The sequence below is a fragment of the Olivibacter sp. LS-1 genome (assembly GCF_008245145.1).
Taxonomy (GTDB): Bacteria; Bacteroidota; Bacteroidia; order Sphingobacteriales; family Sphingobacteriaceae; genus Olivibacter; species Olivibacter oleidegradans.
In genome coordinates this window covers 2,432,843-2,449,907 of the sequence record NZ_CP041643.1, presented here as the reverse complement: position 1 = coordinate 2,449,907, position 17,065 = coordinate 2,432,843, and the positions used below count along the sequence as shown (strand labels likewise).

Annotated in this window: 12 protein-coding genes; 3 read left to right on the top strand and 9 right to left on the bottom strand. The window is 41.5% G+C overall.

What is annotated here, in order from left to right:
* Window positions 1-8 precede the first annotated feature (8 nt).
* Window positions 9-590: a hypothetical protein gene (locus FKG96_RS09790; protein WP_130857053.1), complete on the top strand. Its 582-nt coding sequence runs from the start codon at window positions 9-11 to the stop codon at window positions 588-590.
* A gap of 114 nt (window positions 591-704) precedes the next feature.
* Window positions 705-1,400, top strand: a complete 696-nt coding sequence (locus tag FKG96_RS09785) for a hypothetical protein (protein WP_130857051.1) — start codon at window positions 705-707, stop codon at window positions 1,398-1,400.
* A 67-nt stretch (window positions 1,401-1,467) separates the two neighbouring features.
* On the opposite strand, the gene FKG96_RS09780 is transcribed toward FKG96_RS09785, so the two are convergent.
* Complete coding sequence (locus FKG96_RS09780; protein WP_246860264.1) at window positions 1,468-3,774, bottom strand: TonB-dependent receptor; 2,307 nt, start codon at window positions 3,772-3,774, stop codon at window positions 1,468-1,470.
* Window positions 3,775-4,439: 665 nt separating this feature from the next.
* Here FKG96_RS09780 and FKG96_RS09775 point away from each other — a divergent pair.
* Window positions 4,440-5,087, top strand: coding sequence for an ankyrin repeat domain-containing protein (locus tag FKG96_RS09775; protein ID WP_013665817.1), 648 nt, complete (start codon window positions 4,440-4,442; stop codon window positions 5,085-5,087).
* Window positions 5,088-5,118: 31 nt separating this feature from the next.
* Here FKG96_RS09775 and FKG96_RS09770 read toward each other — a convergent pair whose 3' ends face one another.
* The 8 genes from FKG96_RS09770 to FKG96_RS09735 form a co-directional block, all read right to left on the bottom strand.
* Window positions 5,119-5,340, bottom strand: a complete 222-nt coding sequence (locus FKG96_RS09770) for a PspC domain-containing protein (protein ID WP_013665816.1) — start codon at window positions 5,338-5,340, stop codon at window positions 5,119-5,121.
* Window positions 5,337-6,632 carry a DUF2851 family protein gene (locus tag FKG96_RS09765; RefSeq protein ID WP_130857048.1) on the bottom strand — a complete coding sequence of 432 codons (1,296 nt, stop codon included), beginning with the start codon at window positions 6,630-6,632 and terminating at the stop codon, window positions 5,337-5,339. The genes FKG96_RS09770 and FKG96_RS09765 overlap by 4 nt, the downstream gene beginning before the upstream one ends.
* Window positions 6,633-6,773: 141 nt before the next feature.
* Window positions 6,774-7,994, bottom strand: a complete 1,221-nt coding sequence (locus FKG96_RS09760) for a dicarboxylate/amino acid:cation symporter (protein ID WP_149105400.1) — start codon at window positions 7,992-7,994, stop codon at window positions 6,774-6,776.
* Between the two features lie 33 nt (window positions 7,995-8,027).
* Complete coding sequence (locus tag FKG96_RS09755) at window positions 8,028-10,268, bottom strand: Tex family protein (RefSeq protein ID WP_149105399.1); 2,241 nt, start codon at window positions 10,266-10,268, stop codon at window positions 8,028-8,030.
* 134 nt (window positions 10,269-10,402) lie between these two features.
* Window positions 10,403-10,855 (bottom strand): twin-arginine translocase TatA/TatE family subunit, encoded by a 453-nt coding sequence (locus FKG96_RS09750; RefSeq protein ID WP_165447022.1) that lies wholly within the window; start codon window positions 10,853-10,855, stop codon window positions 10,403-10,405.
* 247 nt (window positions 10,856-11,102) lie between these two features.
* A complete protein-coding gene (locus FKG96_RS09745; RefSeq protein WP_130857044.1) occupies window positions 11,103-12,446 on the bottom strand; it encodes a dihydrolipoamide acetyltransferase family protein in 1,344 nt (447 codons plus the stop codon).
* A gap of 332 nt (window positions 12,447-12,778) precedes the next feature.
* Window positions 12,779-14,029 carry a competence/damage-inducible protein A gene (locus tag FKG96_RS09740; protein WP_149105398.1) on the bottom strand — a complete coding sequence of 417 codons (1,251 nt, stop codon included), beginning with the start codon at window positions 14,027-14,029 and terminating at the stop codon, window positions 12,779-12,781.
* A gap of 170 nt (window positions 14,030-14,199) precedes the next feature.
* Window positions 14,200-16,899 (bottom strand): putative LPS assembly protein LptD, encoded by a 2,700-nt coding sequence (locus tag FKG96_RS09735; RefSeq protein ID WP_242627289.1) that lies wholly within the window; start codon window positions 16,897-16,899, stop codon window positions 14,200-14,202.
* Window positions 16,900-17,065 lie beyond the last annotated feature (166 nt).

Genomic DNA, 17,065 nt, shown 5'->3' with positions numbered 1-17,065 from the left:
CTACAAACATGTACATTTTACGTAACTATTTTATGATTGCTGCTGTAAGTTTAGCAGCGGTTTCTTTCAGTTCCTGTTCGAAAGACGATCCTGTTCCGGAAATAGACCAGGAAGAATATGACGGTACGATCTTAACATTTACCGAGGGCCATTATCATGATGATGAATTCCATGCCGAAGGCGACACCCTGCAGGTACGTTTTATAAGAGGTAGCGACCGGCCTTACCCGTCACATGTGCATCTACATGCCGGCGAGCAATACCAATTGGATATTGCCATGTTCAAAAATGGGCAAAATACAACGGCCGAATTCGGCGAAAATGAACATCAGTGGTTTTTCCTCGGAGCACCCGCTGACGTGCTCGACTATACCTACACTGATAACCGAGTAGGATTTAAAGGTGTTTTCACGGTTAACAAGGCATCAGAGGGCTTTGATTTGCAACTTGTGTTGCGACATGGCTTGGACAAGTCGCAGCCTGCCGCACAAAGCTGGAACAGTCCCAACTATCGTGAAGCGGGCGGATCGGACGATTTCAATAAAAGCTTTGAATTGCATCCGGTAGATGAAGGACACGACCATGAGTAAATAAACCGGTTGAACTAAAAAGATTGAAAACAAGATAGCCCTTTTTAAAGGGAGGGCTATTTTATGCACTCTATATTTCTTTTTTACTAATATTTTTAAATAAAAAAACAATTTATGAACAAATTAAGAAACTTATCGTATTTGCTTGTCGCCTTTGCACTTATTTTCAATGCCTGTAGTAAAGATGATGACCCCGTGATTCCGGAAGATCCCAACGCGATTGTATCCGCTCGTCTGGATTTCATTGAAGTTAGTGGACATGCTCATGGTGATCACTTTCATGATCTCGCAGAAATCACCGGGGAAAAAGATAGTGTTGCCATCGAGTTTGATCAGTTTGGTGTTGCCAAAAGTGGCCATATTCATTTAGACCCCCACAAAGTCTATCGTTTGCAACTTTATGCCTATAATCGCGAAGGCAAGGAAGTACAGGAGGAATTTCTTACAAGCAAAACAGTAGCCGACTTTTACAAAGCTTTTATAGTCGGTGGTAATTTCACCTTAAATCCGGAAACGGGTGAGGCCGAAAATGGGGCACTTTTTCAACCAAGGGAACAAACGTACGGTGACGGCACCAAAGTAAACGGTAAATACGAAACAACCGGTATTCTTGCCTATTTTACTTTGGGCGAAGCGAATGAAGGCGCAGATACCGATGTATCTTATGTACTGCGAAAACTCTCAGACAATACAACTAAAGGAAAGATTGAACGCATTGACTGGAATCATGACGATTATGCTAGCAGATTTGCCGGAGAGGATGTGTTAAAATTGACCTTTGAGCTTCATGCTGTGGGGCACGATCATTAATTGATTTTCATAGAAGGAGCTCGTATAAAGCTCTCGAGCTCCTTCTATCCATCTATCCATTTGATCGTTAATTACTATGTTTAAGCACAAAGGGCAGATACACGCCAAATGTAATATTTCTGCCCGGATTATAAACACCTAAGTTCAAATCACTTTGATCTAATCGCCCTGGTTTATACCTGCTTAAAGCATCATAATACTTCTTATTCAGCAAATTATTAGCCGATACATAAAATTTGATTGGCTGCTTTCCGGCAAAAAAGGTGGCTCCTACACTTGCATTTACCAAGGTATAACCTGCTGTAGGTGTCTCAAACTCTTCATCTACGCGATTCTGTGCAAAATAGTTAGCCATGCCAACCGAAAGAAAAGGTTCCTGCAAATGCTTAATCTCCGGTTCATATCGTAACTCATTTCGCAATACTCCAGCGGGAATAAATGGCAAGGGCCTGTTCATGCTTGTATTCTGCGCATGTGTATAGCCAAAAGTATTCTCAAAATGGATGAAATGAACGGGATGCAAGATCAGACTTGCTTCCGCTCCATACAAATTAGCATTGACCTGTCCATATTGATAAACAGGCAAATTATCAATGAATTCGCCATGGTGGGCAGCATAAATAAAGTCGTGTATATAATTATTGTATAGCGTGGCGCTGGCATTCACAAAATCCCCGTCGTAAGATAATTCTGCGTCTACCTGGTAGCTCCTCTCCGGTTGCAAATCCGGATTTCCAATTTCGTAACGGAAAGTGCCCTCATGTTCGCCATTTGATCCCAATTCGGCTGGATTAGGCGCTCTAAAAGCAGAACCCGCATTGGCTTTGAAATTGAGTCTCTCTGTAAATTGATGCGTAAAGCCGATGGCTCCGCTCACATTAGAAAATTGATTACTGAAACGTTGAAACAGCGATTCTCCATTTTGCTCTAACGGCTTTCCTATATTTTTACGGAAATCGTAACGAACGCCTACATTAAAAGTACTATTTTCCCAGTTCTTTTTAATATAGGCAAAGGTTCCTACGCCATACGTGTCATAAGCAGGGATTAAAAATTCCTCCCCTCGGTTTTCGCTATGTCCAATTTCCGTACTGAAGCCAAAAACCGGTTCCCAACCATTTTTCTGCCCAATATAATAGCGCGCATCACCGGTATAGGTGTCCAAATTAAAATAAAGGGAAGGGTCGGGCCCGTCCTCTAACTCCCGTCGTTGGTTTCGTTGAAAACCCAGATTCAGTTTTAAGTTACCTGTTCCGATGAGTAAGTTATTATTCAATGATATTTTGTAATGGCGAATATCTTGTTTAGGATACTGTAAAGTCCTGCTCTTAAAGTCGTCATGAAAGAAGCGGTTTCCTTCTTCGTCCACATAATTGCCTTCTGAATCGAACGCAGGCTCATAAAAACCTATATTATTCCGGAAACTCGAAAAGTTGAGGTGGGTATATCCCCACGACTTATTCAGGCCCAGCATACCACTGAAATCTGTCTCATTAAAACCGGAATTGGGAAAATAGCCCACAGGTGTTTTAAATGAATAAGCATTTTTATAAGTGCCTCTACCTCTCCAAACGAAACCGTTCTGATTACCCGTCAACATAACTGATGATCCGACAAGACCATTGTTTGTGGAGTAGTTTGTTAGAAATTCTCCACTTATTTCTCCTTCAGGAACAGGAATGGGCTCCAAAAGATTAATAACACCTCCTAAGGCATCTGAACCGTAAATCAAAGAGGCTGCCCCTTTTAATACTTCCACCCGATTTGCTTTGAATTGGTCAATCTCGATTCCGTGTTCATCGCCCCATTGCTGTCCTTCCTGTTTGATACCGTTGTCAATGGTCACTACGCGATTATAACTTAAACCCCTTATGACGGGTTTTGAAATCGAGGGGCCGGTGCTTACCTGCGATACACCCGGACTTTTGGCAATTGCATCGATAATGTTGCTCGATGGAAGCAGCAACTTATCTTTATTGAGGATGTTCACTGTTGTACTATTTCTTTTATTGCTACCGGAAGAAAGGGTACCGGTAACAACCACCTCCTGCGTTTCTATAAGTGTTGGCTTTAACTCAAATTGCCAATCGTTTTCTTTAGAAAGGTCAATAACACGCGTAAGCGTCTCATAGCCAATAAATCTAAGCTCTATTAAAAAACTACCCCTCGCCGGAACATTTCGTAAACTGAACATACCGGATTGATCAGTGAGCACAGAAATTCGTAAATCGGGAATCGTAATAGTCGCCCCCGACAAAGGCTGTTTGCTTGTCGCATCTATTACTTTTCCACCAACGGCTATTGTTTCCGTCGAATAACTTTTATAACTGCTGAGCATTAAACATGCAAACAGCATGGTGATGAACTTATACATAAAAATGGAATGCATGACAATAGTCATGATAATGAAAAAATTAACCTATAGAGAAAGTACTCTTTTATATTGCACCTGTTAAGTAAGCAAAGGAGGCCCTCTTGAGGTAATGTCCTGAATGGACTGTTGATGAGAAAAATGTATAAGACCGAATGACTGATAAGTCAACTTAGCAAAGAGTATGAATCTAAAACTAAATATCGGCACATCGTACTTTTGATTGATATGTAAGTTACATATCAAACAATAAGAAGAAAGACTCGCCGTGTGCTCCGTATGATGGTTAATCCTAAAAGTTGCGCTTTTTGGCTTTGGCGACAGCGATAAGTCGTGGTGATGATAGAAATCTAAAGGAACAACAGCTAGTACAAAGTACAAAAGCATGAACTTTGCAATGACTGAAAGCAGAATTCCTTTTCGATTAAACATATCGGAATGTAAGGTAAAAATCCGTGTAAGTCTTAAAAAGGGCCGGATACAAGTATCCGACCCTACATCTACCTATGAAAAACATGCCTTAAGCAAGGCAGTACAAAAATAACGCATTATATTTACATCACAAACAAAAACTTACGTTCTAGCGAAAATAATTTTAGCTTTTTGAAGTTTTGTAATAATGATTTTTATATTAGGTTTGCAAAATAGAATAATTTAAGGGGAACAAGATGAGCCTAACGCTATTAGAAGAATATATAGAATCAGGAAACGCTGCAGCTATAGATAATTTACTGCATACCAATCCGGCCCTATGTCAACAAAAAACCAGCCATGAGATATCGCCCCTCCTATTGGCCTGCTATTACAATAAAAGCCAGATTGTAAAAATTATCTTGCAGCATATTCAAGAAATCACGATCTGGGAAGCTGCTGCCGCCGGTTTAACGGAGGTGGTAAATGAGTTATTGGAGGAATCTCCCGGCTTGTTAGACGCATTTTCCGAACACGGTTTTACGGCTTTAGGTATGGCTACGCATTTCGGTAACATAGAAATTGTTCGTTATTTGCTCTTAAAGGGAGCTGACCCAAATCTAGCATCGCAAAACGGTTATCAAGTTTATCCGCTTCATGCTGCCATAAGTGCTAATTTTGATGACATTGCCAAAATGCTGGTGGAAGCCGGCGCAGAGGTAAATGTATTACAGGCAGCCAGAACTACACCATTGCATATTGCCGCTCAGAACGGAAATATTGAAATGCTCATCTTACTGCTGGAGAACGGTGCTTTGGTGGATATCAAAAACGACTTTGGAAAAACGGCAGCTGACCTAGCCGCTGATAAGGGTTATATAGAAATAGCGAAGATACTAAGCTAAGAAGAGGAAAAAGCGGAACGAAAACGGTCTTTTAAAAATCCCACAGCCGATGCCTCATGCGCTTAACAAAATTGCGCACATCCAGTACAACTCCTGCTAGAAAGTAAAAGATGATAGGAAATCCCACGGCTAAAAATGAAGAGTAAATAAAGAAAAGGCGAATTTTCGAGATAGAAACACCTAACTTCTCTCCCAGGTATGCACATACCCCAAAAGAGCGTTGTTCAAAAAAAACCATTATGCGCTGTATCATAACGTCCTGTTTTGTTTAAATACTTGTAACCCGATTCCACAATCCAAACATCTATATCGATCGCAGTATTTATGCTTCAATTGCAGCAAAGCTTGCGAAACCGCTGCGGTTTTAACTTGAAGCCCTAACTCTTCAAATTGGTTCATGACACGATTTCTTTCACCTGCAAGCTGCTCCAATAAACCAATTGCTCGGTAAAGATACGTCTCTTTTCCAACATATTTGCCATAGCCGACCAAAATTGTTACGACTGTGTTCACAATAATATTATCAACAGAATTCAATCCGAGGCTTGGATTATGCTTCTTGGTTATCTTATCGAAGATATAATGTTCGCACCAGTAATCGTGAATAGGCAACTCCTGAAAAAGACACCGAAACTGCTCAACACTTTTCAATGTAAGGATTTTTGAAAATAAGTGCTTCTCGCGAGCACACCATGCGGCAAATTGAGCTAAGCGAATCGTCGGAAAATTAGCAGGCCGCATACGGAGAAATTTCCATACAGAAACAGGAAGAGGAGTTAATGAATACTGACGTTGTAAATAGCTATAATTTTGTTTTAAAGCATTGGGATAAGGATCATTAAAATGGTCTTTTTCTAATAAACCGGCTTGACCAAATAAAAGTGCTTCAATCATTTTTGGCTGGTGCCGGTTTTTATTAATAAGCTTATAAGGAGTATTTTTTGCTAAAAGTTCAAAAGGCATTGCGTTCACTTTGAAACCAAAGTTCCGTGCCAATAAAACATAAGTTACTTCTTCCCAATCGTCTTTCTTCTCTATCAAAAGTTTACGCAGATCATCGGATTTTTCTTGCAAACGTTCGGTCAGCAATCGTTCCAGCCACTGTTCTATTATGAAAGAGTCAATGTTGGGCATATATTGCTGACAGGGGATCCAAGCTGTACTCTGCATGAGTGCGTTGTATTTGGCCAATAGTTCATTATTTATAATGGGTTTTAATTCCAAAGTCTCAGGAATGGTGCCATCCGGTAGCCTGATTTCTTTATCATGTTCGTATACAACGTGCAAAATAACATTATTATAAGCACCGTCCTGTTGGTGTTGATGCACATACCAATCAGACGATCTTCGATGCAACTCTATGGTGCCGGCCCATTCGGTTTTGTCGATAATCAATCGACTATGTTCGAAATCGGGTCCTGCATTTTTATTGAGTATTCCGGGAGATAGAACAATCAACGGCTTACCACTTTTTGTTGTTAGGTTAATGTGTTTATACAAACGATACTTCCAGATATAGTGAAGCACATCTTCTGAAAATTCCATCTTCAAAAATCATTTAGGTCTACTTAAAAATAGAGATTAAACTACCAGCAACAACAAAAAGACTGAAAATGAACAAAGTGAACAGATTTTAATACAGGGCTAAGGCATAGGACGTAAGTATCATCGTCCTAAGTCAACAGCCTATTGTTTGACCCATCGATCTACGATCATCGCCGCGACGGTATCCCCCGTAGCATTCAGCAAGGTAGCCATTGGGTCAACTAATGTGCCAATAATCATTACAGCCGGCACTGCCTCGATCGGTAAATGATAAGCTGAAATCATGAGCATCTCTCCAATATATCCGCCATTGGGGATGCCGCCGGCAACGATGCTGACCAAAACCGTTAGGCCAATCGCTAACAATAAAGTTCCCGGTTCCATAAAAGGCTTACCCATCAACGCAAAAGCTACCGCAATTTTAATGATGGAGGACATGGACGAGCCATTTTTATGCAATGACGCCCCGAGCGGTATCACTACATTTGCCACAGGCTCTTGTATGCCAATCCGTTTGGCTGCATCCAAATTCGGTGGAATCACAGCAATACTGCTGCAGGTGCTAATTGCAGTAAGCGATGGCAAAATATTATTCCGCCAGAAAAGTTTAATACCGCGGCCTCCTCCTCCTATAAATGCATAAATGCTAAAGAAAACGAAGAAATAAACCAGTCCGCCGGCATAATAAACAGCCATAGGCTTCGCATACAGTCCGAACAGTTGCGGCCCAACAGTATCTACTTGATAAGCAAAATAGGCACCCAAACCCACAGGAGCCAATTTCATCACATAAACCAACAGGTTTTTCATTACTTCATTGCCGGAAGAAAGGAACCGACGAAACGGCTCGCCCGGGGCTCCCGATCGCAATGCAGCTATACCCACTAAAAAAGAGAAGATGATAAACGCGAGCATGTGCTCACGCGAAAGTAATTGGTTAAATTCGTTCACCGTCACAAAAGAAACGGCGCGTTCTCCCCAACTTTCTTGGTCTCCCTTGTTGAGGGATACATTGGCATGTGTTGTATCAGCAAGTTGGTTGCCTAGGGGGAACAGCCAGACACAAAAGATAGTGAAAACCGCTGCAATGATAATCGTCATCAAAAAGACAAGCATCATGGTCGACAAAATACGTCCGAGTTTTTGCCCTTGATCGATACTCGCCACGGCCGATGCAATCGCAAAAAAGATAAGCGGAATGACTGCTGTAAAAAGTAGGTTAAGAAAAATATCACCGATAGGTTTTAGGTGAACAACAAAGTCGGGAGAAAAAAGCCCAACCAGGCTTCCTATAATGATGCCTAATAGCAATAAAAGGATATTGCTATAGTTTTTAAAAAAACCACTACTTTGTATGTTCATGCAACACGAAAGTAGTGGTTTTTCCAAACATTATTAAGAAAATTTGCTTTTCAGTGCAGCTAGCTTAGCAGCCATATCCGTTTCAGGCGACTGACGTTTTTCCGGCTTGACGCCCTTGCGGTCGTGTTTTTTAGCTTGTGGTGCTTTTTCTTCGGTCTTCATACTTAAAGAAATCCGATTTCTATTTGCATCCACTTCGATAACCGTCACTTCTACCTGCTGATGTACTTTTACTACTTCATTTGGATCCTTGATAAAGCGATTAGCCATTTGACTTAAATGCACTAAGCCGTCTTGATGCACACCGATATCGACAAAAGCCCCGAAGTTGGTAATATTGGTAACGATTCCCGGAAGTTTCATCCCTACTTTTAAGTCATTTACCGTATTAACGCCTTCTGTAAAGGAGAACGTTTCAAACTTTTCACGCGGATCGAGGCCCGGTTTAGAAAGCTCGGCTAAAATATCATTCAACGTTGGTAGACCGACTTCTTCTGACACGTATTTATTCAGGGGAATACTTTTTCTTAGCTTCTCGTCCTTTAATAAGCTGTTCACCTCATGCCCCAAGTCTTTAGCCATCTCTTCTACCAATGCATAACGTTCGGGGTGAACTGCACTTGCATCCAAGGGATTCTCTGCTCCTCTGATACGTAAAAACCCAGCTGCTTGTTCGAAGGCTTTTTCACCCAGTCGCGGCACTTTTTTCAAATCAGCGCGCCTTCTAAAAGCGCCATGTTGATTCCGGTATTCAACAATGCTCTGGGCCAGTGCCGGACCTAATCCGGAAACATAAGCTAAGATTTGCTTTGAAGCGGTATTCAGTTCCACTCCAACCGCATTTACACAGCTTATAACGGTATCTGCAAGCGATTCCTGTAATTTATTTTGATCAACGTCGTGTTGGTATTGACCAACGCCAATTGATTTGGGGTCGATTTTCACTAATTCTGCCAAAGGATCCATCAATCGGCGGCCAATGGAGACGGCTCCCCTAACGGTAATATCATAATCCGGAAACTCTTCTCGCGCTACTTCGGAGGCTGAGTAAATGGACGCTCCGCTTTCATTGACCATCACGACGATCACATCCGGTATTTGCAATTTTCGAACAAAATCTTCCGTTTCCCTACCAGCCGTACCATTTCCAATAGCAATCGCTTCAATTTGATATTGTTTTACGAGCAGCTGGATTTGGTGAGCAGCTTCAGCTTCTTTTGCAGTGCCATTATGCGGATAAACCGTAGTATTGGTAAGCAATTTCCCTTGTTCATCCAGGCAGACGACTTTACAACCCGTCCGAAAACCAGGGTCAATAGCTAATGTCCGTTTACTTCCCATAGGAGCCGCTAACAATAATTGGCGGGCGTTTTCGGCGAAAACACGAATCGCTTCCTCATCTGCGCGCTTGCGGGTAATTAAACGAACTTCTGTTTCCATAGATGGTTTAAGCAAACGCTTAAAGCTATCTTGAACGGCTAAACGGATTTGTAAAGCGGCAGGACTTGCATTCATAACGAAACGATTATCGATAAGCGCGATTGCCTCATCATCCGGTACTTCAACATCCAAATACAGCATTTGTTCCTTCTCTCCACGTCGCATAGCCAATATGCGATGAGAAGGGGCCGCTTTTAGAGGTTCTGTCCACTCGTAATAGTCTTTATATTTGATGGCCTCTTCCTCCTTACCGGGCACTACTCTAGAAGCAAAAGAGCCGTTTTCCATGAAAAAATCACGCATTTGAGCGCGCGTTTCCGCATGTTCGGCAATTGTTTCCGCCAATATATCACGTGCCCCCGCTAAAGCTTCCTCTACAGAGCTTACGCCTTTCTCGTCATTAACAAAAGTTGCAGCAAAATCTTCGACGCTACTTTGTTCCTGTTTCAGCAACCAATCCGCCAATGGTTCTAAGCCTTTCTCTCTAGCTACAGAAGCTCTGGTTTTTCGTTTTGGCTTGTACGGCAAATAGATATCTTCCAATACAGCCATCGTTTCTGCTTCTTCCAGCTTGCTTTGCAGCTCGGGGCTTAGCTTGCCTAATTCGGTAAGTGATTTGATAATCGCTTCACGTCTCTTATCAAGATCGCGTAGCTGCCCTATTCGATCTCTTATGGCTGCCACCTGTATTTCGTCCAAGCTACCTGTCAATTCCTTCCGATAACGCGAAATAAATGGAACGGTAGCCCCTTCGTCCAAAAGTTGAATGGTAGTCCGCACCTGTCTATCATTTAAAGACAGATCGCTGGCAATACGCTGTTCGTGTGTTAGCATGATTAATAGATATTTTGTTTTACCTTACCTTTATTAGGCTCGGTTTTTTACTGCTGCGAAATTGAGGTATTTTACTTTAAGAAGCAAGGGAGGTGGAAAGAAAGAGGATATAAAAAAAGCCCTTATGTAGGGCTTTATGCTTGTTGATCCTTATTTTTATTTTCATTTTCTTCAGGCTTTGCTGAAGTATCCTCTGAAGGGGAAGCTATGGGACTATAATTTCCCGATGGACTTGGATCGGCAGAGGTACCGCCGTAATAATTGGTTTGACTGCCATAGTATTCGGGTTGACGATGCCCCCCATCACTATAATCATCCACTTGTTCGGTTGGCGCCTTCGTCCGGGTAGTTTCCTGTTGGCTGCCGGTATCCGAAACATCCAGATCTTTTCCGAAATTATTAATCTGATCGTTAATATCTTTTTTGATAGATTCGGAAGCATCTTTAAACTCTCGAATCCCTCTGCCTAAGCCTCTTGCCAATTCCGGAAGTTTTCTACCTCCAAACAGAAACAATGCCACCAATAAAATCAGCATCATTTCAGATCCACCTATATTGAGAAATAATAAAATTGAACTTAACATCATAGTCTCTATTTCAGCCAAACAAACCTAATAAAATTTAAGTCCGTTTGCACAAATCAATTATCAAAGCTATTAAAATTTTGTCGGAATGAATAAAATATTAGAAAAATCTAATGCTTTATTTAGTTATTCGTTACTAGTTATTTGTTACTAGTTATTTGTTACTAGTTGTTAATTACCGGTTACTCGTTATTGGTTACTGGTTGTTCCTGCTAGAACGAACAACCAACAACGATTAACAAGCAACGAATCAAACCGTTCTACTCATATCCCATTTCTCCAGATAGTCCGCTACACGCCGTACAAACATGCCGCCCAGGGCACCATCCACCACGCGGTGATCATAAGACAAAGATAAAAACATCATGTGCCGAATGCCTATGACATCCCCAAATTCAGTTTCAATAACTGCCGGCTTTTTCGTGATCGTCCCTACAGCTAAAATAGCCACTTGTGGCTGATTAATAATAGGCGTTCCCATTACATTTCCGAAAGAACCTATGTTAGTTAAGGTGAAAGTACCTCCTTGGGTCTCGTCAGGTTTTAATTTATTATTTCTAGCGCGAAAAGCCAGATCATTAACCGATTTCGTGATTCCCACCAAACTTAAATCCTTCGCATTTTTAATGACAGGTACAATCAGGTTGCCATTTGGCAGGGCTGTCGCCATACCGATATTGATATCATGCTTTTTAATAATCTGAGTACCTTTCACCGAAATATTAATCATGGGAAAATCTTTAATTGCTTTTACGACAGCTTCGATAAAGATAGGCGTAAAAGTGAGCTTTTCATTTTCTCTCTGTTGAAAACTATCTTTGATCTTATTTCGCCAATTCACCAAATTGGTAACATCTGCTTCTACAAATGAGCAAACATGCGGAGCTGTTTGTACGCTATGAACCATATGCTCAGCAATAAGCCGCCTCATTCTATCCATTTCAATAATCTCATCCTTTCCCGAAACGCTCACCGCTGCCGGTTCGATATTTTTCACAGGCTCGGGCGGATTAGGAGAACCTACTCCCTCATCGGAAACCTGCCCCCCTTGATCAGTTTGACTAGCCCGCCTGGCCAGATAATCCAGTAAATCTTGCTTAGTGACACGACCATCCAATCCCGTACCTTGAATACGCTCAAGTTCGTCTGTTGATATGCCTTCCTCCTGGGCAATATTGCGAACTAAGGGTGAGTAAAAACGACCCGCATCCCCTACCGGTTCCTCTTCCTTCACCCGATCATCCGTTACCAATTGCTGCAGCCCCGGAATTTCCGTGCTAGTAGAAGGAATTTTCTCTTCTATCAAAGGCTCATTTAATGTGGCTGCACTCATCGCCAATTCTTCATCATCCCCCTCCATCTCCAAAACGGCAAGGACTTCTCCAACTTGAACCACTTCGTCATGTTGAAAGCGCTGCTCAATCAATTTCCCGGCTACGGGTGATGGCACTTCAGAGTCGACCTTGTCTGTTGCAATTTCTACGATGATATCGTCGACATTTACTATATCACCAGGTTGTTTTACCCAATTTATTATAGTTGCTTCAGACACACTTTCGCCCATCGCCGGAAGGAGTAAATTATATCTAGCCATAATGTGATATCTAATTAATTTGCATTAAGCGTCGTAAGTTACAACAATATCTAAAAAAATAAAACAGAACAGAATAAAATTCGTTAAAAACAGCCATTAGTTACTCGTTATTTGTTTTTAAGCTATTGGGCTTCAGAAATCAACTATCAGTTGCACCGGTTCCCATTGCGCTGAGTTGCCATTGCGAGCACAGGACACCTGCCTGCCGGCTGCGAGTACCGGCCTCAATGCTTATTCACTAGCTGCTTATTTCCAAAGTGTTCATGAACTCACTTTGTTCGGTTATCATACTGGTATCAACAACTTACCTATTTAACTACTCAACCAAATAACTAGTCAACAAGTTCTTCTTTCAGCAGATAAAAAAGCATAACCAGGGCATTTGCGGCTGAACGTTCAATATTAGGCAACCGTATTTTCCCAAAGTTAAATAATTTTGCTTTGGCCCCTTCTTTGCCTGCAACGGCAATCCAAACAGTCCCAACCGGCTTATCATCCGTTCCACCGTCCGGCCCTGCAATTCCGGTAATAGCCATACTATAATCGGCTTTGAAGTTTTTTTGAGCTCCTAACGCCATTTCCAAAGCTACTTGCTCACTTACAGCGCCATAGGCAGCTAAGGTGCTAGCCCGTACTCCAAGAACCTGTTCCTTTAACTCATTGCTATAAGATACCACGCCTCCTTTAAAAACCGCACTACTCCCGGGCAGGCTAGTAATCAGGTGACTTAAGTAGCCACCGGTGCAACTTTCCGCGGTAGATAAGCTTAATTGATGATTTTTTAAACGCGTTAATAACTGTTGTTCCAATAAGACATCGCCTTCTCCAACGAAATAAGGCTTTACAAGCTCCATTAGTGTACTGCTATAAGCCTCCATTTCTTTTTCGAGAGCCTGCTCCATTAAGCTACTGCCCGTTAGCCGTAAACGCACCTGTCCGAATTTAGGTAAGTATGCCAAATGGATATGTGGTGGTAAATCTTCTTCAAATGAATGCAATTTCTCCGCAAGGAAAGATTCGCCGATTCCCGCAGTTAATATAGAGCGATGGGAAATAGCATACTGGTTAGGTAATCCTTGCAACTTGGGTAGCACCTCGTTTTGCATCAGGTACTTCATTTCGGTAGGCACCCCAGGCATAATGATGTATATTTTTTCGTTCTCCTCAATCCACATACCCGGAGCCGTGCCCGTTTCATTATGCAAAACCCGGGCGTTGGCCAAAACATCTGCTTGCCTGTTATTGACTTCCAGCATTGGCCTATTGAACTTCTTAAATATAGATTCGACATGGGCAAGAACGTCAACATCGCGAACCAAGGTAGTATTAAAATAAGTCGCCAACGTTTGCTTGGTAACATCGTCCTTTGTGGGGCCTAAACCGCCTGTACATAGTATAATATCGGCACGTGAGGTAGCCGAACTTAACGCTTGCCTAATCGCATCCCCTTGATCTGCGATGGAAGTGATTTGCACCAGTGCGATTCCTATACGGTTTAATTGTTGGGCAATCCAGGCGGAATTGGTATCCACGATTTGACCAATCAGTATTTCATCGCCTATGGTTATAATCTCTGCTGTCATGACGTAATTCGAAAATTAAAAATTAAAAAGTCAAAATTAAAAAAAGGGGACTTGCAACTGACAACTTTCACTCCCTACTAACCAATATTTACTTCCAGCTAACTAACACCTAATTAGCCGCCTATCGCTTACAGCCTAGAGCTTATTGCCTAAATCCTAACAGCTAACACCTAAAAGCTATTATAATAGTCGTTACGTTTGGTCAATTTTAGATCTTGTAAAATAGATGCTTTTACCCGGATATTAAAAGTATAGCTTCGATAAGTACCGAATGGCACCCAGCCAAAAGACATATCCCAACAGTGCAAATCCCGGTAAATATTAAATTGGGTTAAAGCAAGTTTTTTCATTTGAAAATCATAACCGGTATTATATTGCACCTTCCATTTCGGAGTAATGGAAAAATCACCATGCAGATTGATGGTACTGGTTATACGCGATTCCGCAAAAGGCTTGCTGTATTGGAAACTAAAAGAAGCCGCAATATTCCAGGGAATGTTAAAATCGACGAAAGCGTTTGGATCAGAACTGATTCGGGCCAACTCCTGTTGTTGTTCAGGCGTCATATTGGTTTTATTTTTATTCATTTCATCCAAGTTGTTATTTCTGCTTTTCGCAGCTGCCGGATTAAAACTAAAGTCCATCGATAAACCAAACTGAGTAAGCCTTGCCAGCTGTCCACCTTTAATGGCATATTCATTTATCCTTCGATAACTCACTGTTGAGCTCCCAGGCGTTGTGTATGTTTCATAGCGATAAGGATCAAAACTACCGTTAAAATTCAGCCCCAGTTTATCATCAAAAAGTGCAGTTCTACCCGAAAAACTGATATTAGACAACTTAAATGAATCGGCCACAAAATTGTAATTTCCACTAAAGGTCAAACCTTGTAAAATCCGGATCTTTTTAAACCCCGTCCCGGTGGTGTCATCTTCACTACGTACTTTAGCTTCGATATTATTGTCCACTGAAAAACCAATACCCATTGATCGACCCGCACTAGGAGTTCCGTAAATTGCATTCTGGAAAATAGAATATTTTTGAATTCTACCTTGATTATCCAAGACGGGTGTACCATCAGCATAACGCTGTTCACGATAGAAGCCATATTTCGATTCAGAAAAGTCGGGACGATAGTTAAAATTGATCGAAGGTGTAATTACATGGCGAATGGCTGCCAGCTTTCCTTTAAAATTCTTTTGGCCGTATACCTTGGTAGAAAATCCACTGGAAAAGCTATAATCATAAGCTCTGTTGAAGCCCTGCACCGTATCGGTAACTTCTTCATAACCTTGTGGCGTATTATCATAGAACTTACGGATGGATTGGAAATACCAACGTTCAGTATAGTTCACGCTGGTGTTAAATTGAAAGTACTTGGCGACATTGAGCGACATGCTGATAGGAATATTATGCTGTATTCCGTTTTGCATTTTTTTCAAGGTTTCTTTTGTGAACAGAACACTATCCCCCGCATTAATCGAGTTTTTTCCCTGCATACTATAGCCCATGGTAATACGCTGATACCACTTCTGTTCTCCCACTCGATCCTTTGAATCAAAAGGATTAAAGGTAGCCACATTTAAGTTGAAAGTTGGCAGTTCGAGATTGACAGCACCGGTACTGATATCCTGTCGATGGCTTAAGGACGAAGTGAAATTCACTTTTCCATCGGCGAAAGTCTTTCCGTAAGCGATACTGGAAGACATGTTATTCCGCGTGATCTGATTGTAATCATATGATCCGCCAGCAGCCGTATTCGAAAAGTAACTACCGGTTCCGGCATTTACACTGGCACTGAAAGTTGTACCCGGATTAGCTTCCTGCCTTTGCGAGTGGTTCCAGGTGATATTGAAGTCTTTAGCACGAGAAAAGCCAGGCGTATTTTCTTCCCCGTTTTTTGTGTAAGCGTAGCGCAGTGAAAATCCCCCATCGTATTTATAGTTTTTCTTATAGCGCACACGGGCGTTAGCTTCCCAGGATCCCTTTGAGTACAGGTTCCCTCGTAGCTCAGCATCCCAATAATCATTTATTCCTATATAATATCCGGCATCGCGCATAAAAAAACCCCTGCTGAAATCCTCTCCAAAAGTTGGGAACAAAATGCCCGACTGTCTTTTATTGGTTTTTGGAAAAAAGCCGAAAGGGATCATGATAAAACGTAGTGGGACCTGCTCTACCACCATATAGGCACTTTTTGAGACTACCTGGTTCTCCGTGAGGATAACCTTACTCATTTGAATACCGAAGTGCGTGTGTGGAAAGGGCAAATTACAGGTACTATAAAAGCCATGTCTGATAAACTGCTCATTATATTCATTCTTCTTTATTTCTTTTGCCTGAATGGACGCGCCATCCATTTCGGTAAAGACCCCATACGTTTTACCTTTTTTACTATCGAAATTAAAGATTAACGAATCGACGGTAACGGGTGGATCCGTAGCCGTTTTAAAAATAGGCCGTCCTTTATATTTTCCATTATGATCGATCATACCACTGGCAAACATCGTACGCGTATTATTGTCTATCCGGATGTAGTCAGCCGTAAGCTCCATGTCTTCATACTTTATTTTCGCATTGCCATATAAATGAAGTTGGTTATTTTTTCGATCGGTTCGAGTGGAATCCTCGGCGTTACTCAAAACCACGGAAGTGAGTCCGCCTGCTTCACCATCTTTTTTTACCGTATCTTGCCGCGTTGAGTCTTGTTTTATGCTGTCTTGGCGAACAGAATCTTGCGTTAAATTTAGCGGTCTGCCTAAGCTGTCCTGCACAATAAATTGCTGTCCGGATGCCCATAATGGCATCGCTGTGCCTGCGAGGAATAAAATAACTTTAAAAAAGATGCTAACAGACTTCAAATTTGACAACGAATATTATTTTTGCAGTATAAAAAAATTAAGGCGCCCAAAATTAGTGAAAGCAATAGCAGCTTGCAATAGCTATTCCTTCACTTAACAGTTTTTTATTTACGATTGCTACAATTGTTTTCAATAAAAGCATTTATTAGCAATTTAATACAATAAGATTAACTTT